This is a genomic window from Mesorhizobium sp. M7A.F.Ca.US.007.01.2.1 (genome assembly GCF_003998165.1).
Lineage (GTDB): Bacteria > Pseudomonadota > Alphaproteobacteria > Rhizobiales > Rhizobiaceae > Mesorhizobium > Mesorhizobium ciceri.
In genome coordinates this window covers 1-18881 of sequence record NZ_RZQP01000036.1, presented here as the reverse complement: position 1 = coordinate 18881, position 18881 = coordinate 1, and the positions used below count along the sequence as shown (strand labels likewise).

The following is an 18881-nucleotide window of genomic DNA, read 5'->3' as shown; positions in this document are numbered from 1 at the left end:
GAGGCTATGGCCGCGATCGCGCCGAGCGGTGTCCGGATCGGATGCCGCCTGATCCGCGAAGGCGATGAAGCCCATCTGCTGCCCATGGAAGCCCGCTCTATCGCGGCGCGCCAGCTTGCCATGCGGCGCGCCAGCGGCGCTGCGCGCTGGATCGCGCACGGACTGCTGGCGGAGCTTGGCGTCGGCGACGTCGCCATCCTGCGCGCGCCAACCGGCGCGCCGGTCTGGCCCGAGGGAATAATGGGTTCGCTCGCGCACGACGACGACATGGCGGTAGCGGCGGTTGCACCGGTTGGCGATATCGCCTCGCTCGGCATCGACGTCGAGCCCGCGCAGCCTCTCCCGGATGATATTTTGGCGCTCGTGACAACACCCGCGGACCGCACCGACGCAGCCGACCGGCATCTTGCCGGCCGCATCCTTTTTGCCGCCAAGGAAGCCGTCTACAAGGCCGTCTATCCGCTCGATCGCGAGGTGCTGGGCTATGAGGACATCACCGTCGACCTGAACGCAGGCCACGCGACGACGAAGACAGGCCGCAAGGCCAGGCTCGCCTACTGCGTTGCCCCGCGCGTGGTGGTGCTGGCGTTTGTCGAGAAAGACAGGGGTTAGCGCGCAGTCCTATTCGCCAACGATCTCCGTATACGCCCTCACCTCGCCATCCAGCCCGCGCAGCCGCCAGTTCTCGCCCTCCCGTCCCTCGACATGGCAAGGCCCGATCGGCACCTTGCCGCCGCCTTCCGGCAGGTCGAGCACATAGACGGGGTTGCAGATGCCCGACAGTCGCGCCCGCAGCGCTTCGGTCAGCGCCTGCCCCTGCGCAATCGTCGTGCGCCGGTGCGCCATGCCGCGCGCGAGGTCGCCATGGTGCAGGTAATAGGGTTTGACGCCGAGGCGATACATCAGCTCGCGGCAGAGCTCCTCCAGCGCCTCGACGCTGTCGTTGACGCCTTTGAGCAGAACGCTCTGGTTGAGCAGCACGAAGCCGGCTTGCCGCAGCGTGCGACAGGCGGTTTCCGTGGCCTGAGTGATTTCCCGCGCGTGGTTGAAATGGGTGACGATGGTGACCATCAGCCGGCCCTGCAGGGCCGCAACCAGCCCCGGCGTGATGCGCGACGGCAGCGCCACCGGAACGCGCGTGTGGATGCGCAGCAGCCGCACATGCGCGATCGCTTCGATGCGCGCGCGGATTTCGGCCAGCGCCTTGTCGGGCAGCGACAGCGGATCGCCGCCGGTCAGGATCACCTCGCGGATTTCGGGGTGATCCGCGATATAGGCCAGCGCCGGCTCCAGCGCCTCGCGCGTATAACCCCTGCCGATCGAGGTCAGCGATTCCTTGCGGAAGCAGAACCGGCAATAGACCGCGCATTGGTAGGTCGGGAACAACAGCACCCGGTCGGCATGGCGATGCGTCAAGCGCGGCACCGGGCTGAAGTCATGGTCGGCGATCGGATCGTCGAGTTCGCCTTCCGCTTCCTCAAGTTCTTGCGGAGACGGGATGACCTGCGCCCGGATCGGATCAGCCGGGTCGTTCCAGTCGATCAGGTCGAGATAGGCTTTGGGCGCGCGCACCTTGTGGTTCGCCGCCGCGGCCTGGGCGGCTGCGCGCTCGGCTGACGACAGCGGGAGGCGGTCAAGGTCGCGGACGTGGCGCACCCCGGCGCGGACGTCCGCCTGCCAGGCGGTGTCAGGATCGGCGGAGCGTGCATCGTGGAGGTTCGTGTCTGAAGTCATCAGGGTTCTCGGGGCAGTTTCTGGCGGAGCTATCGGCCGGATGGCCAGGCGGGTCAACCTTCTGGGGTGGTCGCCGCCATCAAATCCACCGCCTGCAAATCCGTAGGTATTTAGCCAAAATGGCACTATTCTGCGCAGTCTGGGCTTCAGGGAAAACGAATGGACTTCAGCACAGGCCATGGTTACCTGCTCATCGGCGGCCTCATCCTCGTCGGTACTGGGCTGCTCATCCTGTCGCTGATCGTCAATCTGCGCGTCGCCCACAGTGTGCGCGACGACGTGCGTCATCGCGAAAAGCTGCTGGAATACTACCGTAACATCTTCTCGCAGTTGGGCGTGATCCTGATCGGCATCGGCGTGTCGCTGTTCATCTTCTTTTTCCAGCAGAATTACCAAGACCAGCGCAGACGCGAAACGGATCTCCAGCAGGTTCTGGCCAAGCTGGCGGCGCGCATCGCTCGTGGCGCTCCCCTCGTCGAGTCACTTGGCGAATTCGACGCGCTGCTGGATGACGGCGGGGCCTACGTTAGTCCCGAACTTGGTGGAACCAACGCCGCCATCGGCGCGCAGGGAGCGGAGCTTGGCAAGCAGATCCGCGAAATCCTGCTGGTTGAGCGCGACGTCGACATCCGGGACTTCGACATCCTCAACCTGTCGCGCGATTTCGAGTCGTCGTTCGTCGTCAACCAGCTCGATCCGACGCTATGGTTCGACATCGTGCGCGACGAGAGCGAGATCAAATATGCCATCACCCAACTCACCCTCGACTACAAGGACCTGCAGGATGCGATCGGCGGCGAGCCGATCGAGGTTGCGATCGCCAATCCTGAAACCGAGCGCAAGATCAAGCACGAGGTGCTCGACATCTTCTACGATGCCGACCTCTTGCGCCAGCGCAGCAGGCGATTTCTCGGCCGTGCGTGCTGGCTTCTCAGCCACGGACGCAGCTTTGTCAGTCTTGCACCGGTCGACGCGATCGAAGCCGACGCGAGGTCACATCAGGAATGGATCGACAGATCGAAGCCCTCGCTGGCACAGACGAAATCGGGCAACGGCGATTGCTTCAAACTGCTCCGATACGGCCCGGCATCCTGACTCCCGGCGGGACCGGTCGATTTGGAAGTCAGTCCCCCACACGTTGCAGCGTGCCGAGATGATTGTCGTCGAGAAAACCTACAGTCATGGCCGACGCCTTGCCGTCAGCGCCGACCACGAAACTTACACCCGAGGGGCTGTCCGGCGTCTCCGCGTCGGGGAAGGTCAGGAAAAGATCACCGTCGAAATGCCTCAATGAATAGGACCGGCCGGCGGCCGGGCCCACCTTGAGTACAAGGTCGTCTCCCGCTTTCGACACAATCGCGTCGCCGATGAAGTCGTTGGCGTACCGGCCAGCATAGACACTGCCCGGCCCGGCTCGCCGTGACGGAGACGGCGGCGCGGCGTAGGCGGCCTTGGCCGCCGCGACCACCGGACCGAACAGGCCCGCATAGATATCATTCCACGCCTTGACCCAGTCCTTCTCGACCTTACCGTCGAAGACGAGATCGGCGAAGCTGTCGGACAATCCCTCCGGCAGGCCAGTCGGAAAGGCGTTGGCGACGATGACTATGCCCAGCTTCTCCTTTGGGAAGACTGTCACCAGGGTACGCGCGCCGACGCTGAAAGCGCCGGCGTGGCCCCAGCTCAGGCCGTGTCGGCCGAATTCGACATTCCAGCCGAGGCCGTAGAACGATGCGCCGCCGGAGACGGGGTTGTTGCCGCGCGATATCAGCGGAACATGCGTCTGGCTTAGCGCATCGGCGGCAATCAGTGTCTTGCCGGCATAAACGCCGTTGTGGAGGATGAGGCGCACCCATTGCGAGAGGTCACGTGCCGTAGAGCTGACGCCGCCGGCGGGCGCCTGCGCATCCGGATCGCGCTCTATCCTCGCTGCCCAGGCGCCATCGACCTTGACGTGAAGCGCGGCGCGGTTGGTTCGCTTGACGAAGTCCGAATGGCGGGAACTCGTGGAGGCCATGCCCAGCGGACGGTAGAGCTTCTCCTCGGCGACCTGCTCCCAGGGCTTTCCCGTCGGTGTCGCGGCTGCCACGGCACCCTCTGTCAATCCAAAATTGCTGTAAGAATACCCGGCCCGAAAGCTCGACGATGGCGGCACGAACCGCAGGCGATGCAGGATCTCGACGCGGTCGTAGCCAATGTCCTCGAGGTCGTCTCCGGCGGTGCCTGGAAGCCCGCTGCGATGCGAAAACAGGTCACGGACGGTGAGCTGGCTTGCCGGATAAGGATCGGCCAACCTGAAGGCCGGATCGAGATCGGCGATCTTCGAATCCCAGGACACGATCCTGTCGCTAACCAACGCCGCTACGACGGTGGCGGAAACCGGCTTGGAAAGGGAGGCGATCTGGAACACCGTGTCGGCGTCGACGATCTCAGGCTTGCCGGCCTCGCGATGCCCAAAACCCTTGAGGAAGATCACCTCGTCATCGCGCACGACGCCGATGGCGAGCCCGGGCACGGCACCGTCCGCGACGGCGGCTTCGGCAAGCGCTTCGAGCTTCGACAGGGCAGCAGTGATGCGCTCGGGCGTGAGGCTATCGGCCGGCGCCGCGTGCGGCCAAAGCGCCATTGCGGCGATGAAGACCCAAACCCTCCACTGGCAGAGATTCCGATTCAGCCGCATGCACAAGCCTCCTCCCAGGAATTCACATGACCATGATACAGGCCCGCACGGGTGAGACCAGCCCTTCTCGGGCGGCTCACGCCGCGAGCCGGATTCATCGGCCGCGCCGACGACGTCAGCTTCAGCGCCGCGCTCCTGTTCCTACCGCCCAGCGGCGTCCGCCATCGCAACAAAGGCGCTCTCGATGGTCTCGAAAGCCAGCTCCGGATACAGCACTCCGGCTTCCGGCGTGGCCGTCTCGAGCGCGGTCTCGCCGCGTATCCAGAATGCCCGCAGCAGTCCAAGCCAGGGGGCTGACGCGATCATCGCCTCAAGCTCCGCCGCACTCTGAGGCACGATGCGCGGCGAGCGGCCGCTCACCCGGCGCCACAGATCGATCATTTCGTTCTGGGTGATCTTGTTTCGGGCGATGCGGATCTCGCTGCGGATGGCCTTGGGATCGTTCAACGCGCGCAAGGTGACGGCGGCGATGTCCTTCTCGCTGACAAACGTCGCCGGCACATCGCCACCGCCATAAAGCGTCACCTCATCGGGCGGCAAGGGCGACGAGCCAAAGCGCATCAGATCGCCCAGCGTCGCCACCCAGGTCGAAAAGAAGCCGTTGGTGTAGATCACCGTGTAGGGCAGATCGGCTTGCCTGATCGCGTCGAACACGCCTCGCTTGAGATCGAGCGGCGGGATCGAGCCCGGGGCGGCGGCGGCGAAGTCGAGGCCGAAGCCGGCGGAAGGCACATAGCGGGAAACGCCGGCATCCCTCAGCGCCCGCACCAGCGTCATCTCGCTGGCCGAATGCACATGCACCGAGCTGATGACGCGGTCCACCGCACTGGCGGCGCGGACAAGGCTGTCATAGTCGTCGAGATCGCCGACGTGGATTTTGGCACCGAGCTCCTTCAGCGGGCGCAGCCGCTCTTCATCGCCGGCTGTTGCCGCACGAACCAGAACGTGCAGGCGATCGCCATTGCGGGCGCTGGCCTTCGCCATCTCGCTGCCCAGCAGCCCCGTCGCGCCGATGATCAGGGTGCTGGTCATATCGACCTCCCGTTGCGCAGGATGGAGCCGTCCCAGTCGCGCTCGAATCCGATGTCGTGCAAGCGATGGTTCGAGAAGCGTGAAACTTGGCGCAGCATCCGGCGGCGCTCGACGACTGCAGAGGCTCTGAGTGCAAGACCGCTCGTCGCGGCGCTGATGGATTCGAGAATCGGTTTCATGGTTCGTCTCCTGTGGTTCAGTAGGCGCAAGCGTGCCGACGCCGTCCGCAAGGGGACAAGCATGACGATTGCTCACACTGTTTCTGGTCGTTCAGCGCAGCGGCGAGATAGGAAAGCCGATCAATATCCGCTGCTACCCCTATAGATTGGACATTTCCGGGCTGGACGACAAACGACTCTTTGTGCAGGATTTGTGAGCAACACTCACAGGTGGACCATGCCGCGCAGACTACCGCCCCTCACTGCCTTGCCCGCCTTCGAGGCTGCCGCCAGGCATCTGAGTTTCTCCAAGGCGGCGGGTGAGCTCAACGTCACCCATGGCGCGGTCAGCCGCGCCATCCGCAACATCGAGGACAGGCTCGGCATCCAGCTTTTCGATCGGGGAACGAGGTCCGTGCGCCTGACGTCGGTCGGCGCGGCCTACGCATCGGAAGTCAGGACGGCGCTGGACCAGATCGCCGCCGCCACCATCGCCGCCACGCCCGACCGCACGGCAGGCATCCTGAATGTCAGCACATCGGACGGTTTTGCCGGCCGCTGGCTGGTGCCGAGGCTGCATCGCTTCCACCGCGCAAACGCCGACATCGACGTGCGGCTGTCGACCTCGGGCGTGCTTTCCGATTTCGTCAGCGACGGCATCGACATCGCCATCCGCTACGGCAAGGGCGGCTATACCGGGGTGACGGCGGAGTTTCTCGCTGATGAAGAGGTCTTCCCGGTCTGCAGCCCGGAACTGCTGCAAGGCGAACATCCGCTGCGCCAGCCCGGGGATCTCCGGCATCACAAGCTGATCCACGACGCCTTTCGCATCGACTGGGCAACATGGCTGCAACAGGCCGGCGTGGACGGCATCGATCCCAAGCGCGGCGTGCGCTTCGATTCCGCCACCTTCGCCGTCGAAGCCGCGGTGCATGGCGAAGGCGTGTTGCTCGGCCGAAGCGCGCTGGTCTCGGCCGACCTCGCTGCGGGGCGGCTGGTTCGTCCCTTCGATCTCGCGCTGAAATCCGCCTCGCGCTACTACGTCGTCTACCGTGACGGCGCGCTGCGCCAGAAAAAGATCAAGGCGTTCCGCGACTGGCTGTTTGCCGAAGTGGCCGCCGACTGGGTCGGTGCGACGAAGGATGGCTGATGCGGCAAGGGTTCAATTTGTGAAAGGCACCTCTTCGAGGTCTAGCCCTGCACTACTCCTTCGCGCGAAAAACTTCCGGCACGACGAACACTTCGTCGGCCCGGCCATAGCCTCCGTCGGCGACCTCCTCGACCAGCACCATCGTGTAGGGGCGCACGCCCTCACCGAAAAAGTCCACGAACATCGCGGTCGTTCGATGGATGAGGTCTTCCTTCTGCGCTTTGGAGAGGGCCGCTTGCGGTAGCTTGATGTTGGCGAATGGCATGATGTTTCCTTAGCTTTTCGAGTGTGGAAGTCAGGCAGTCAGGAGAGCCAAGCCGGCCTGGTTGCCGCCTCAGACCACGCCGCCATTGGCGCGGATGATTTGCCCGTTGACCCAGAAGCTGTCCGGACCGGCCAGGAACGAGACCAGCCCGGCAATGTCGTCGGGCTGGCCGAGCCGGCCGAGCGGGATCATCTTGCCGATGGCCTCGATCTGCGCCTCGCTCTTGCCGTCCGTGAACAGCGCGGTCTCGATCGGTCCGGGCGCCACCGCGTTGACGGTGACACGGCGCGCGCCAAGCTCCTTGGCCAGGATGTGGGTCATCGCCTCGACACCCGCCTTTGTGGCGGCGTAAACGCCGTAGCCCGACTGATAGAGACCGACGACGCTGCTGGAAAAATTGATCATGCGGCCGCCGTCGCGAAGCCGGCGCGCACCTTCCCGCATGCCGCGAAACACGCCGCCGAGATTGATCGCGATCTGGGTGTCGAACGAAGCATCGTCGGTCTGCGCGATCGGCGAAATCTTCATGATGCCGGCATTGTTGACGAGGATGTCGATGCCGCCGAACGCCTTCTCGCCGGCGTCGAACAGCACGGCGATGCCGTTCGGATTGGCGATATCGGCCTGCACGGCGATCGCCCTGCCGCCGCCGGTCTCGATCGCGCGGACCAGTTCTTCGGCCTCCGCACGGCCCCGTGCATAGTTGACGACAACGGCGACGCCGTCACGGGCGAGCCGCTGTGCGATGGCGGCGCCGATGCCTTTGGAGGCGCCGGTCACGATCGCGGTTCTGGTTTGATTTGTCATCGAAGTCTCTCCGCGTTGTTGGTGACACGGATATAGGCCAAGCCGAATTCCGGATAATCATCCACCCATTGACATCACTATTCGGAAACTGCGAACAAAGAGCATGGATCGGCTGGACACGATGCGGCTCTTTGTTCGCGTTCTGGAGCGGCGCAGCTTCACCGCTGCGGCGGCCGATCTCGGCCTGCCGCGCTCAACCGCGACGGAAGCCATCCGGCGGCTGGAGGAGCATCTCGGCGCGCGGCTGCTGGAACGAACGACGCGGCAGGTGAACGCCACCCAGGATGGTGAAGCCTACTATCGGCGCTGCCTGTCGATCCTGGCCGAGATCGAGGATGCCGAGGCCGCCTTCCGCAACGCCGAGCCTTTCGGCCTGCTGCGCATCGACGCCAGCACGCTGCTCACCCGCACATTCCTGTTGCCGCGCCTGCCGGAGTTTCTCGACCGCTATCCCCGCATCGACCTGCAGATCGGCCAGAGCGACCGGCTGGTCGATCTCGTGCGTGAAGGCGTGGACTGCGTGATCCGCGTCGGCGAGCCGCCCGACAGCGGCATGATCATGCGGCGGCTCGCGATGATCCGCGAGATCACCTGCGCCAGCCCCGCCTATCTCGAGCGCCACGGCACGCCCGCCTCCCCCGATGCGCTCGACGGTCACCAGGCGGTGGGCTTTGTCTCGTCGCGCACCGGAGAGACCCTTCCGTTCGAATTCACTGTCGCCGGCAATATCCGTGAGGTGCGGCTGCCCGGCCGCGTCGCCGCCAACAATTCCGATACCGCCGCCGACCTGGCGCGGCTTGGCCTCGGCCTCATCCAGGCGCCGCGCTATCGCTTCGACAAAGACCTGGCCGAAGGGACGCTGGTCGAAGTGCTGGCCGATTATCCGCCATCGCCGACGCCGCTGTCGGCGCTCTACCCGCAGAACAGACAGCTCTCGCCGCGCCTTCGCGTCTTCCTCGACTGGGCCTCACGCATCTTCGCCGAGGCAAACCTGTAGGCTGCAAAACGCGCCACTCGCGATCAACTCGGTTTTGCAAACCCGGCCAGGGACGCATAGCCGCGTACCACGCTCTTGCGTTCTTCGCGCGAAGCGACGGCGTCGATGTCATCAAACCCATGCGGCGCCCGGGCCTCGACCATGTCTATGACCGCTTCCGGCCCGCCTTGCCGATTGGCCAGCACGATGGCCGATGTGGCCGGCCGCCGCTCCCCGTCATACCGTGTTAGCGCGGCTTCGACGGTCGGTCCTGCGGCCAGATGCATCGCAAGGCAACCAGCGTCGAGTATTGCCTGGCTGGCTCCGTTCGACCCCACCGGGTACATGGGATGCGCCGCATCGCCGAGCAGCGTCACCCGCCCGAACGACCATCGTGGCAGCGGGTCGCGGTCGCAGTTCGGATATTCGTAGAAGCCATCCGTTGCCTGGATGATCGAGGCGGGGTCGACAAAATCAAGCTGAAACCGGTCACGCACGAAGGGCAGCACATCGTCGATCACGCCCGGGCGGCTCCAGTCGCCGGGACGCAGCGGTGATGTGCCGCTATCGCCGGTATTGGCCATCACCGCCCAGTTCGTCAGCCTGGTCTCTTCGCGATCCGGCTCGATCGGATAATAGACGAACTTGGCGAAATTGCCGCCGGCAACCGCCATGGTGCGCCCGTCGCGCCAGACCGGCCACGGCGTGGCGCCGCGCCACAGCATCGTGCCGTTCCAGATCGGCGGCCCTTCTTCGGGATAGAGCACGGCCCTGACGGCGGAATGAATCCCGTCGGCGCCTATGAGCAGGTCGCCATGGGCCTCGCCGCGCGAGCCGTCATGCCGGCGGAAATGCGCCACGACCTCGCCCTCGTTCTGCTCGAAGGCATCGACACGGCTTGCCGTGCTGATGACGTCGCCGCCAAGCCTGTTCACCACGGCCCGGTGAATCAGCCCCAGCAGCCTGCCGCGATGAATGCTGATTTGCGGAACCTCATAGCCGGCATCGATGCCCCGCAATTCCTGCCATACGATCTGGCCGAAGCGGTTGGTGTAGACAAGCTCGCGTGTCCTCACCCCCTCCGCGTCGAGCGCCGGCATCAGCCCAAGCCCGGCCAGCGCCTTGACAGCGTGAGGCAGCATGTTGATGCCGACGCCAAGTTCGCGGATGTCGTCGGCCCGCTCGAAAAGTTCGACCTCGATGCCTGCCTCATGCAGGAACAGAGCAGTGGTGAGGCCGCCGATACCGGCCCCGGCGATCAATGCTTTCATCAGTCACTCCCTTGCCGTGAAAAGTCCCCCCGAGCCGGCCAGATGCCCGTCGACTTCGCGACGTCACGGCGATGCGCGTGGCCGGGGATATTCGAGTTGCATGGCGACGAGGTCTGCCGTGCGGGCACCATGGCGGGCAGCGATGGCGCGCAGCGTTTCGTCCAGGACTTTTGCCGGTCTCCAGATGGCTTGACGACGAGGCTACCGGCGTTAGGTTTCGTCCGAAATGACATAAATCGGGCGAATACTGCCATGCGCAGGCACGTTGCCGTCGTCGTTCACCCCGGTTTCCAGCTTCTGGATGCGGCCGGGCCGACAACCGTCTTCGAGATTGCGGAGCGCTGCCGCCCGGACAGCTATGAGTTGGTTTTGCTGTCGCCCGGCGGCGGCGACGTTGAAAGCTCCTCTGGCCTGAAGCTTCTCACCAGACCTCTGCGCGACGGCCCTTTCGACACCGTCATCGTATCGGGCGGCGAAATCATCCGTTCCATCGAGGCGATGGACGAGATCGTCGCCTGGTTGAGGCGCGTGCCGGCGCGGCGCACCACCAGCGTCTGCACCGGCGCGTACCTGCTGGCACGGGCGGGATTGCTCGACGGCCGCCGCGCCACCACGCACTGGGCCAGCAGTCACGACTTCCACCGCCGCTACCCGAAGGTCAGGCTGGATGCCGAGCGTATTTTCATCAGGGATGGCGACATCTGGACGTCGGCCGGCATCTCGGCCGGAATAGACCTGGCGCTTGCCCTCGTCGAAGATGACCTTGGCGCTGAAGTGGCGCGCCGCACCGCACAGCAGATAGTCATGCACCAGCGCCGGCCGGGCGGCCAGTCGCAATTCTCGGCCTTCGTCGAACTGGGCGGGCGAACCGGCCGCTTCGCCGCGCTGATCGAGTGGGTGCGGGCAAACCTGGCCGAACCGCTGACCGTCGAATGCCTGGCCGATCACGCGGCCATGAGTCCCCGCAACTTCGCCCGCGCCTTCACGTCCGAGACCGGCGTCACGCCGGCAAAGGCGGTAGAGCGCATGCGCCTCGATACGGCCCGCACGGCGATCGAGACCAGCCATCTCCCGCTTGAGCGCATCGCCGAAGCCGCCGGTTTTGGCGATCCCGGACGCATGCGGCGTGCCTTCCTGCGTACCCTTGGCCAGCCGCCGCAGGCGTTTCGGACGGCCGCCGAACACAGGGGGCTTCAGTGGGGCAGCCAAGCAGCGGCTCTGCCGGCTTAAACGCCGTTCCGGTCCAAAAGCGGACAAAACCGAATGAGCGCACTTGATCCAGACCGAAGTTTCACGAAAATCATTCCAAAGCCGGTTGCTGCCATTCAGTGCGCCACTTTCGGCCTGTTGGACTGGATATTGCGGCGCCTGGCCCAATCGCCGCAGACGACGAACCGGATAGCCATTATGAGGAGACTGTTTATAACGGTCGCTGAAATCGCGATGACCAAGGGGAGACGATGCGCTACATACGTCCGCTTTCAATAGAAGATGCCGTTGGCCAGTTGGCCGGGTCGGCTGGTACGGCCGCCATCCTCGCCGGAGGCAGCGACCTCCTGGTCAGGATGAAGGGCGGCTTTGCCGAACCAGAGTTGATCGTCGACATCAAGGCGATCGATGGCTTGAGCGAGATCCGGGAAACGGCTGAAGGCTTCAGCATCGGCGCCGCGGTCCCTTGCGCCGTCCTGGGAGAGAACACCGCCCTCAAGAAGGCATGGCCTGGTGTCGTCGAGGCGGCCAAGCTGATCGGCTCCAAGCAGGTGCAGGGCCGCTGCACCATCGTGGGCAATCTCTGCAACGCATCGCCGGCCGCCGACAGCGTGCCGGCGCTGGTTGCCGCCGGCGCCAGGGCAGTGGTCGTCGGGCCGGCGGGCCGGCGCACGATCCCCGTGCAGAGCGTGCCGACCGCGCCGGGCAAGACGTCGCTGGCCAAAGGCGAGATCATCGAGGCGATCCTGCTCGACAAGCGCGAGCCGCGGTCTGGCGATGCCTATCTGCGTTTCATTCCACGCACCGAGATGGACATCGCGGTGGTCAGCGCCGGGGTGAACCTGACGCTCGACGAGCACGGTGTCGTCAAATCGGCCCGCGTGGCGCTGGGCGCCGTGGCGGCGACGGTGCTTCTGGTCGAAGAGGCCGCGGAGGTGCTCGTCGGCTCCAGGCTGGAAGAGGCGACGCTGGAGCGGCTCGCCAAGGTCTGCGCGGGGGCCTGTCGTCCCATCGACGACAAGCGCGGCACTATCGAATTCAGACGAAAAGTTGCGGGTGTGCTGGCCCAGCGGGCCGCCACATCAGCCTATGCACGTGCAGGAGGCAAATGATGGCTGGAATTGCAGTTTCAACGACAATCAACGGCGATGCTGTCGAGTATCTGTGCCAGCCCGACGAGACGCTGCTCGACGTCCTGCGCGATCGGCTGGGGCTGACGGGCGCCAAGGAAGGCTGCGGCACCGGCGACTGCGGCGCCTGCTCGATCATCCTCGATGACCGGTTGGTGTGCTCATGCCTGGTGCTCGGCGCCGAGGCTGAAGGCCGTCGCGTCGAGACCATCGAGGGCATGGCGCATGGCGATACGCTGCACCCGCTGCAGCAGAAATTCCTCGAGCACGCCGCATTGCAATGCGGCATCTGCACTCCGGGCTTCCTGATCGCGGCCAAGGACCTCCTGGCCAAGAACCCCGACCCGACCGAGGAGGAAATCCGCTTCGGCCTTGCCGGGAACCTCTGCCGCTGCACCGGTTACGACAAGATCGTGCGCGCCGTCCAGGATGCGGCCATCGTGATGAAGGGAGCCTGAGATGAATTTCGATCCACGTTTTTCCGGACGTAAATTCGCCTCCGTCGGCACACGTCCGATCCGTCCCGACGGCATCGACAAGGTGACGGGCCGCGCGCGCTACGGCGCCGACTTCAACATGGCCGGCCAGCTGGTCGGGCGCGTTCTGAGAAGCCCGCACGCCCACGCCAGGATCGTCAAGATCGACACGTCGAAAGCGGAAAAGCTCGCCGGCGTCAAGGCGGTGATCACCGCGGCCGACCTGCCCGACCTCACCGATGGCGATGCCGCCATGTACGACGTCCTCGACAATTGCATGGCGCGCACGAAGGCGCTCTATGACGGCCACGCGGTGGCCGCGGTCGCCGCGATCGACGCCCGCACCGCCAGGCAGGCGCTGAAGCTCATCGAGATCGAGTACGAGCTTTTGTCGCACGTCACCGATGTCGACGAGGCGGCGAAGCACACGGCGCCCTTGATCAATGATGCCATCTTCACCGAGGGCCTTGAGGAAAAGCCGGTAAAACCCTCCAACGTCACCAAGCGCAGCCAGTTTGGCCATGGCGATGTCCATCAGGGTTTCGGGCACGCCGACTTCATCGTCGAGCGCTCCTTCAAGACCGAGCAGACGCACCAGGGCTATATCGAGCCGCATGCCTGCGTGGCGAATTTCAGCTCCGACGGCACCGCCGACCTCTGGGTGTGCACGCAGGGCCATTTCGTCTACCGCCAGCACTGCGCCCAGCTGCTTGGCATGGAAGCCTCGAAACTGCGCGTCACCTCCTCGGAGATCGGCGGCGGTTTTGGCGGCAAGACCCATGTCTGGGCCGAGCCGGTGGCGCTGGCGCTGTCGCGCAAGGCAGGACGGCCGGTGAAGCTGGTGATGACCCGCGACGAGGTGTTCCGCGCCTCGGGCCCGACCAGCGCCACCTCGATCGACGTCAAGATCGGCGCCCGCAAGGACGGCACCATCACCGCCGCCGAAGCGACGCTGCGCTACAGCTGCGGCCCGTATGCCGGCTCCTGGGCCGAGATCGGCGCCATGACCGCGTTCGCCTGCTACAAGCTCGATAACGTCAAGACGGTCGGCTACGAAGTGCTGGTCAACCGGCCGAAGACCGCGGCCTATCGCGCGCCTTCCGCACCCATGGCAGCCTTCGCGGTGGAAAGCGCCGTCGACGAGCTGGCCAAGAAGATCGGCATGGACCCGGTCGACTTCCGGATCAAAAACGCCGCGCAGGAAGGCACACGGTCCTCCTACGGTCCGGTCTACGGCCCGATCGGCATCGGCCCGACGCTCGAGGCGGTGAAGAGCCATCCGCACATGAAGGCGCCGCTGGGCAAGAACCAGGGCCGCGGCATGGCTTGCGGCTTCTGGTTCAACTTCGGCGGCCAGACCTGCACCGACCTCAACATCGGCATGGACGGCTCGGTCTCGCTTGCCGTCGGCACGGTCGACGTCGGTGGTTCGCGCGCGTCGCTGTCGCTGGTGGCGGCGGAGGAACTCGGCATCGACTATTCCCAGGTCAAGGCGATCGTCGCCGACACGTCCAGCCTCGGCTACAACGACATGACGGACGGCAGCCGCGGCACCTTCTCGTCTTCCATGGCAACGATCTCGGCCGCCCGCAATGCGATCAAGATCCTGCGCGAGCGCGCCGCGCAGATGTGGGACATTGCCGTCGACGACGTGGTCTGGGAGAAGGGCCACGCGATCGCCAAGGGCGAGAAGCACGGCAATCTCGGCAAGCTGTCGCTGAAGGAGATCGCGGTCGAGTCGGGCAAGACCGGCGGGCCGATCGCCGGCCACAGCGAGCTCGTCGCCGATGGCGCCGGCGTCTCCTTCGCCACCCATATCTGCGATATCGAGGTCGATCCCGATACCGGCGCCGCCAGGGTCATCCGCTACACGGTCGTGCAGGATGCCGGCAAGGCGGTGCACCCGACCTATGTCGAGGGCCAATACCAGGGTGGTGCCGCGCAAGGCATCGGCTGGGCGCTCAACGAGGAGTATATCTACGGCAAGGACGGGCGGCTGCAGAACGCCGGCTTCCTCGATTACCGCATCCCGGTCTGCTCGGACCTGCCGATGATCGACACCCAGATCCTCGAGATCCCCAACCCCAACCACCCTTACGGGGTGCGCGGCGTCGGCGAGACGTCGATCGTGCCGCCGCTGGCGGCGATCGCCAATGCGGTGTCGAACGCCGCGGGCGTGCGCATGACGCACATCCCGATGTCGCCGCCGCGCATCCTTGCCGCGATCGAGGCGGAACGGGAATGGTCGAAGTAACGCTCTGGGGCTCGCTCGCCGCGACCGCCGGAGGCAACAGCAAGGTCGAGATCGAGGCCAAGGACATAAGGGAGCTGTTCAGGAAGCTGGCTGAACAGTATCCCGGCCTCGAGCCCTGGATCGACAAAGGCATCGCGGTGGCGATCGACGGGACGATCTATCGGGATACGTGGTCGAAGAAGCTGCCGGAGGGGGCGGAGATTTTTCTGCTGCCGCGATTGGCGGGGGGATAGGCGGACACATGGCAGGGTAAAAGGTGCACTGTCACCGTAATTCCCGTAATTCTCGTAATTCTAAGAAGGCCAAAACCGCTGTTGGATTCGACCGGGAGCAGGGTCTGATTTGCGCCCCATGCCGGTCATCGCCACGGCTCATCGCCTCTTCTCACGAGCGGACATCTTCGCGACTAGGCTGAAGCTCGCTCGGCGCCGAGAACCCGCAGCGGAATGTCATGGACTCGATGGTCGGCCCTCTCATCTTTCCGTCCGCCCACCGCATATGCGCGACGTCGAAAACCCCGGGAAGGATTGCGTTGGTGCGGCGCTGATCAGACTGGTTGCGCCTCTTCAGTGTGGCGTGCGTTCCAATGGCGCAGCAGGACCGGGACCAAAAGCGCCACGCCGAGTAGCGAGGAATAGAGTTCGGGTGCCACCAGAAGCAGGGCGGCGAACACGAGCAGCACGTTTTCCCATGGGCGTGTGCGCACCAGAAGATAGCGCGATAGCGCGGCGCCCAGGCAGGTGATGCCCAGCACGCAGCCGAAAAAGGCGAGGAAGAAGTTCGGCCAGGTGAAATCCTTCGTCACCAGCAGCAGGGACGGTGAGAAGACGAACACGAAAGGAACCAGTGCCTTACCCATCCCCAGCCGGAAGGCGGTGTTGCCGGTCTTGAACGGGTCCGCCCCCGCCATGCCAGCGGCGGCGTACGCCGCCAGCGCCACCGGTGGCGTGATGTCCGCCAGCAGTCCGTAATAGAACACGAAGAAGTGAGCGACGATCGGCTCGGTGCCGAGCATGACAAGCGCCGGCGCCGCGATCGTCACCATAATGATGTAGTTCGCGGTCGTCGGGATGCCGCAGCCCATCAGGATGCAGACGACGCCAGTCATGATCAAGGTGAACAATAGGGTCAGGCCCTGGGCCGAGAAGATCGCCTCGGGGATGAAGGTGCCGAAGAGAAGGGAAAGGTGTCCGGCCGTCGATGTGACGATGTAGGACAGCTTGAAGCCCACTCCGGTCAGGGTGACGACGCCCACGACGATGCCGACGGTTGCGGCGGCGGCTCCGACTGCGAGCGCATATTTGGCGCCGTCGCGCAGACACGTCACGATGTCGGCGACCGACATGCGCCGGCGCGGATTGAGCAAGCCGACGAGAATACACAAGGTGATGCCCCAGAAGGCGGCCATGTAGGGCGTGTAGCCCGAGAGCAGAACGCCGATGAGAACGACGAGCGGGATGATCGTCGGCCAGTCCCGCTTCAGCGCCTCGACGACATCGGGCATCTCGTCCGGCCTGAGCCCCCTGAGGCCGGTTCGCTTGGCCTCGAAATGCACCTGCATGAACACGCCAAAGAAGTGCATGAAGGCGGGCACGATGGCGGCAAGGATGATGGTCGTGTAGGGCAGTTCGAGAAATTCGATCATCAGGAAGGCCGCTGCGCCCATGATCGGCGGCGTCACCTGACCGCCGGTCGAGGACGCCGCTTCCACCGCTGCGGCGAAATGTTTCTTGTAGCCGAGCTTGATCATCGCCGGGATGGTCAGCGAGCCGACGGTAACGGTGTTGGCGACCGACGAGCCGGAAATCATGCCGAACAGCGCCGAGCCGAAGATCGACACCTTGGCGGGACCCCCGGCGTAGCGGCCGGCGACCCACGCCGCGCAGTCGAGGAAGAGCTGGCCGAGGCCAATGCGGGTGGCGAAGACGCCGAACAGCACGAAGTGGAAGACGTAGGTGGCGACGACGCCGAGCGCGATGCCGTAGATGCCCTGCGTCGTCAGATAAAGGTGATCGACAAGCTGGGAGACGGACGCGCCGGGGTGCACCAGAATGCTCGGCATGTACCGCCCCAACAGCGCGTAGGCCATGAAGACGACGGCGATGATGGGCAGCGGGATGCCGACGGAGCGGCGCGTCGCCTCCAGCAGAAGCAGGATGAGGATAAGGCCGAACACCACGTCGAGCGCCGTGGGATTGCCGACGCGGAAGGCAAGGTCGTCGAGCGGGATCATAGGCACGTGCATGACGACGACGACCGCAGCGATCGCCAGCAGCCAGTCGAAAAGGGGTATGCCGAGCGGCCGCAGGAGGCTGGACCGCGCGGGCTGGTCGTAGCTTTTCTTCACCAGCGGGAAGACGAGGAAGATCAGCGCCAGCACCATCGACAGGTGGATGCCCCGGTGCAGCATTTCCTGCAGCAGGCCGAAACCGGCGGTGTAGTAGTGAAACAGTGACAGCGCCACCAGGAGGAAGCCGACCAGCCAGCCCGCGACACGGGTCAGTGGCCGGAAGCGGATTTCGGAGTCGAATTTCTCCTCCAGTTCGCGAGCGCTCTCCTCATCGAACTCCATTGCGGAAAGCTTGATCTTGTCGTCATCGCTCATGCCGGTTCCGTGTCCTGAATTTCCAGACAAAAGAGGCGGAAAGCATCCCTTCCGCCTCGTTGTTGTCAGCCGGTCCAAATGGCTCTTATTTCAGGGTGCCGACTTCCTTGTAGAATTTCTCTGCGCCGGGATGAAACGGAATGCCAGCGCTGGTAACCGCGTACTGGAGCGTGATCAGCTTGCCCTTGGCGTGGCCTGCCTGCAGGGCCTTTTGGGTTTCGTCGCTGTAAAGCGACTTGACGATCTTGTAGACGAGGTCGTCGGTCTGCTTGGCGCTGGTCACCCATTGAGCGGCGACGGAAATGGTCTTGGTTTCGCCGACATTTTTGTAGGTGCCTTCCGGCACGGTATCGGTGGAGAAGAACTTCTGCTCGGACAGCAGCTTGTCGGCCTCGGGGCCGGTGATCGGCACCAGCGTGATGTTGTTGGTGGTGGCAAGCTCAACGATTGCGCCGGTCGGATAACCACCGACGAAGAAATAAGCGTCCATGGCGCCATCCTGCAGCCGCTCTCCGGCCGGGCCAGGCTTGAGATATTCGGGCTGCACGTCCTTTTCAGCCAGACCGTAAGCGCCAAGCACAAGTCGCGCATCGACGATGGTGCCGGAGCCCGGCTCGTCAAGAGAGACGCGTTTGCCCTTGAGATCCGCCACCGACTTAATGCCGGCGTCGGCACGCGCGACCAAATGGATCGTCTCGGGATAAAGCGTCGCGATGAGGCGCAGGTCGTCAACCTTGGGCTTGCCCTCATAGAGGCCGGTGCCCGAATGCGCCCAGTAGGCGACGTCGGATTGCGTGAAGCCCGATTCGGACGCGCCCGACTGGATGGCGCTGATGTTGGCCACCGAACCGTTGGAGGACGTGGCGGTGGCGACCAAGCCTTCGACGCCGGCCGCCCCGGTTGCCGAGATGGCGTTGGCGATCAGGCCGCCCACCGGATAGTAGGTGCCGGACGTTCCGCCCGTGCCGATGCGGAAAAACGCCTGCTGCGCGCGTGCCGGCGAAAATCCGGCCGCAGCCAAAGCCAGAGCGCCCGCGCCTATGGAAAAGGTGCGGCGGTTGATCGAAATAGTCATGCTACCTCCCAGTCTAAAAACCGGCAGGATGTTGCAGCGGCCAAGGTGTTGTCAACCTG

General features: G+C 64.7%; 18 protein-coding genes and 1 pseudogene. 9 read left to right on the top strand and 10 right to left on the bottom strand.

Annotation, left to right across the window (positions count from 1 at the left end; genetic code table 11):
* Positions 1 to 6: 6 nt before the first annotated feature.
* Positions 7 to 612 (top strand): 4'-phosphopantetheinyl transferase superfamily protein, encoded by a 606-nt coding sequence (locus EN949_RS09575; protein WP_063170289.1) that lies wholly within the window; start codon positions 7 to 9, stop codon positions 610 to 612.
* Positions 613 to 621: 9 nt separating this feature from the next.
* Here the strand turns inward: EN949_RS09575 and EN949_RS09570 are convergent, their stop codons facing one another.
* Positions 622 to 1734: a KamA family radical SAM protein gene (locus EN949_RS09570; protein WP_063168613.1), complete on the bottom strand. Its 1113-nt coding sequence runs from the start codon at positions 1732 to 1734 to the stop codon at positions 622 to 624.
* Positions 1735 to 1893: 159 nt separating this feature from the next.
* Between EN949_RS09570 and EN949_RS09565 the strand changes: the two genes are divergently transcribed.
* Positions 1894 to 2829, top strand: coding sequence for a hypothetical protein (locus EN949_RS09565; protein WP_013530658.1), 936 nt, complete (start codon positions 1894 to 1896; stop codon positions 2827 to 2829).
* Positions 2830 to 2857: 28 nt separating this feature from the next.
* Here the strand turns inward: EN949_RS09565 and EN949_RS09560 are convergent, their stop codons facing one another.
* The 3 genes from EN949_RS09560 to EN949_RS09550 all read right to left on the bottom strand — a co-directional run bounded on the left by EN949_RS09560 (position 2858) and on the right by EN949_RS09550 (position 5625).
* The gene (locus EN949_RS09560) at positions 2858 to 4414 is read right to left on the bottom strand and encodes a serine hydrolase (RefSeq protein ID WP_063168614.1); all 1557 of its coding nucleotides are present in this window, start codon (positions 4412 to 4414) and stop codon (positions 2858 to 2860) included.
* A 141-nt stretch (positions 4415 to 4555) separates the two neighbouring features.
* Positions 4556 to 5446: an NmrA family NAD(P)-binding protein gene (locus tag EN949_RS09555; protein WP_063168615.1), complete on the bottom strand. Its 891-nt coding sequence runs from the start codon at positions 5444 to 5446 to the stop codon at positions 4556 to 4558.
* Positions 5443 to 5625 (bottom strand): DUF1127 domain-containing protein, encoded by a 183-nt coding sequence (locus EN949_RS09550; protein ID WP_013530655.1) that lies wholly within the window; start codon positions 5623 to 5625, stop codon positions 5443 to 5445. Before EN949_RS09550 ends, EN949_RS09555 begins: the two co-directional genes overlap by 4 nt.
* A 217-nt stretch (positions 5626 to 5842) precedes the next feature.
* Here EN949_RS09550 and EN949_RS09545 point away from each other — a divergent pair, with 217 nt between their 5' ends.
* On the top strand, positions 5843 to 6754 hold the full coding sequence (locus tag EN949_RS09545) for a transcriptional regulator GcvA (RefSeq protein WP_013530654.1): 912 nt from the start codon (positions 5843 to 5845) through the stop codon (positions 6752 to 6754).
* A gap of 52 nt (positions 6755 to 6806) precedes the next feature.
* On the opposite strand, the gene EN949_RS09540 is transcribed toward EN949_RS09545, so the two are convergent.
* Both EN949_RS09540 and EN949_RS09535 read right to left on the bottom strand, forming a co-directional pair.
* The gene (locus EN949_RS09540; RefSeq protein WP_013530653.1) at positions 6807 to 7019 is read right to left on the bottom strand and encodes a 4-oxalocrotonate tautomerase family protein; all 213 of its coding nucleotides are present in this window, start codon (positions 7017 to 7019) and stop codon (positions 6807 to 6809) included.
* Between the two features lie 69 nt (positions 7020 to 7088).
* Positions 7089 to 7826, bottom strand: coding sequence for an SDR family oxidoreductase (locus EN949_RS09535; RefSeq protein ID WP_024501705.1), 738 nt, complete (start codon positions 7824 to 7826; stop codon positions 7089 to 7091).
* 103 nt (positions 7827 to 7929) lie between these two features.
* On the opposite strand from EN949_RS09535, the gene EN949_RS09530 reads away from it, so the two are divergent.
* Complete coding sequence (locus EN949_RS09530; RefSeq protein WP_063168616.1) at positions 7930 to 8823, top strand: LysR family transcriptional regulator; 894 nt, start codon at positions 7930 to 7932, stop codon at positions 8821 to 8823.
* 23 nt (positions 8824 to 8846) lie between these two features.
* Here EN949_RS09530 and EN949_RS09525 read toward each other — a convergent pair whose 3' ends face one another.
* On the bottom strand, positions 8847 to 10073 hold the full coding sequence (locus EN949_RS09525) for a flavin-dependent oxidoreductase (RefSeq protein WP_063168617.1): 1227 nt from the start codon (positions 10071 to 10073) through the stop codon (positions 8847 to 8849).
* A 63-nt stretch (positions 10074 to 10136) separates the two neighbouring features.
* A pseudogene (locus EN949_RS36465) lies at positions 10137 to 10253 on the bottom strand (transcriptional regulator); the annotation flags it as partial.
* 72 nt (positions 10254 to 10325) lie between these two features.
* Between EN949_RS36465 and EN949_RS09520 the strand changes: the two are divergent.
* The 5 genes from EN949_RS09520 (at position 10326) to EN949_RS09500 (ending at position 15375) form a co-directional block, all read left to right on the top strand.
* A complete protein-coding gene (locus tag EN949_RS09520) occupies positions 10326 to 11303 on the top strand; it encodes a GlxA family transcriptional regulator (protein ID WP_063168618.1) in 978 nt (325 codons plus the stop codon).
* Between the two features lie 230 nt (positions 11304 to 11533).
* Entirely contained in the window at positions 11534 to 12394 is an 861-nt protein-coding gene (locus EN949_RS09515) for a xanthine dehydrogenase family protein subunit M (protein WP_063168619.1), read from the top strand.
* On the top strand, positions 12394 to 12870 hold the full coding sequence (locus EN949_RS09510; RefSeq protein WP_013530647.1) for a (2Fe-2S)-binding protein: 477 nt from the start codon (positions 12394 to 12396) through the stop codon (positions 12868 to 12870). Before EN949_RS09515 ends, EN949_RS09510 begins: the two co-directional genes overlap by 1 nt.
* 1 nt (position 12871) lies before the next feature.
* Complete coding sequence (locus EN949_RS09505; protein ID WP_063168620.1) at positions 12872 to 15142, top strand: xanthine dehydrogenase family protein molybdopterin-binding subunit; 2271 nt, start codon at positions 12872 to 12874, stop codon at positions 15140 to 15142.
* On the top strand, positions 15130 to 15375 hold the full coding sequence (locus EN949_RS09500) for a MoaD/ThiS family protein (protein ID WP_027035223.1): 246 nt from the start codon (positions 15130 to 15132) through the stop codon (positions 15373 to 15375). The genes EN949_RS09505 and EN949_RS09500 overlap by 13 nt, the downstream gene beginning before the upstream one ends.
* A 314-nt stretch (positions 15376 to 15689) precedes the next feature.
* Here the strand turns inward: EN949_RS09500 and EN949_RS09495 are convergent, their stop codons facing one another.
* On the bottom strand, positions 15690 to 17747 hold the full coding sequence (locus tag EN949_RS09495; protein ID WP_024501712.1) for a TRAP transporter permease: 2058 nt from the start codon (positions 17745 to 17747) through the stop codon (positions 15690 to 15692).
* Between the two features lie 85 nt (positions 17748 to 17832).
* The gene (locus EN949_RS09490; RefSeq protein WP_127371422.1) at positions 17833 to 18822 is read right to left on the bottom strand and encodes a TAXI family TRAP transporter solute-binding subunit; all 990 of its coding nucleotides are present in this window, start codon (positions 18820 to 18822) and stop codon (positions 17833 to 17835) included.
* Between the last annotated feature and the right edge of the window lie 59 nt (positions 18823 to 18881).

What these genes read in the sequence shown, in the direction of transcription:
- EN949_RS09525 (WP_063168617.1), bottom strand. Translation starts at nt 10,073, where the DNA reads ATGAAAGCATTGATCGCCGGGGCCGGTATCGGCGGCCTCACCACTGCT.
- EN949_RS09510 (WP_013530647.1), top strand. Translation starts at nt 12,394, where the DNA reads ATGGCTGGAATTGCAGTTTCAACGACAATCAACGGCGATGCTGTCGAG.
- EN949_RS09495 (WP_024501712.1), bottom strand. Translation starts at nt 17,747, where the DNA reads ATGAGCGATGACGACAAGATCAAGCTTTCCGCAATGGAGTTCGATGAG.
- EN949_RS09535 (WP_024501705.1), bottom strand. Translation starts at nt 7,826, where the DNA reads ATGACAAATCAAACCAGAACCGCGATCGTGACCGGCGCCTCCAAAGGC.
- EN949_RS09490 (WP_127371422.1), bottom strand. Translation starts at nt 18,822, where the DNA reads ATGACTATTTCGATCAACCGCCGCACCTTTTCCATAGGCGCGGGCGCT.
- EN949_RS09555 (WP_063168615.1), bottom strand. Translation starts at nt 5,446, where the DNA reads ATGACCAGCACCCTGATCATCGGCGCGACGGGGCTGCTGGGCAGCGAG.
- EN949_RS09550 (WP_013530655.1), bottom strand. Translation starts at nt 5,625, where the DNA reads ATGAAACCGATTCTCGAATCCATCAGCGCCGCGACGAGCGGTCTTGCA.
- EN949_RS09560 (WP_063168614.1), bottom strand. Translation starts at nt 4,414, where the DNA reads ATGCGGCTGAATCGGAATCTCTGCCAGTGGAGGGTTTGGGTCTTCATC.
- EN949_RS09540 (WP_013530653.1), bottom strand. Translation starts at nt 7,019, where the DNA reads ATGCCATTCGCCAACATCAAGCTACCGCAAGCGGCCCTCTCCAAAGCG.
- EN949_RS09505 (WP_063168620.1), top strand. Translation starts at nt 12,872, where the DNA reads ATGAATTTCGATCCACGTTTTTCCGGACGTAAATTCGCCTCCGTCGGC.
- EN949_RS09570 (WP_063168613.1), bottom strand. Translation starts at nt 1,734, where the DNA reads ATGACTTCAGACACGAACCTCCACGATGCACGCTCCGCCGATCCTGAC.
- EN949_RS09500 (WP_027035223.1), top strand. Translation starts at nt 15,130, where the DNA reads ATGGTCGAAGTAACGCTCTGGGGCTCGCTCGCCGCGACCGCCGGAGGC.
- EN949_RS09575 (WP_063170289.1), top strand. Translation starts at nt 7, where the DNA reads ATGGCCGCGATCGCGCCGAGCGGTGTCCGGATCGGATGCCGCCTGATC.
- EN949_RS09530 (WP_063168616.1), top strand. Translation starts at nt 7,930, where the DNA reads ATGGATCGGCTGGACACGATGCGGCTCTTTGTTCGCGTTCTGGAGCGG.
- EN949_RS09515 (WP_063168619.1), top strand. Translation starts at nt 11,534, where the DNA reads ATGCGCTACATACGTCCGCTTTCAATAGAAGATGCCGTTGGCCAGTTG.
- EN949_RS09545 (WP_013530654.1), top strand. Translation starts at nt 5,843, where the DNA reads ATGCCGCGCAGACTACCGCCCCTCACTGCCTTGCCCGCCTTCGAGGCT.
- EN949_RS09520 (WP_063168618.1), top strand. Translation starts at nt 10,326, where the DNA reads ATGCGCAGGCACGTTGCCGTCGTCGTTCACCCCGGTTTCCAGCTTCTG.
- EN949_RS09565 (WP_013530658.1), top strand. Translation starts at nt 1,894, where the DNA reads ATGGACTTCAGCACAGGCCATGGTTACCTGCTCATCGGCGGCCTCATC.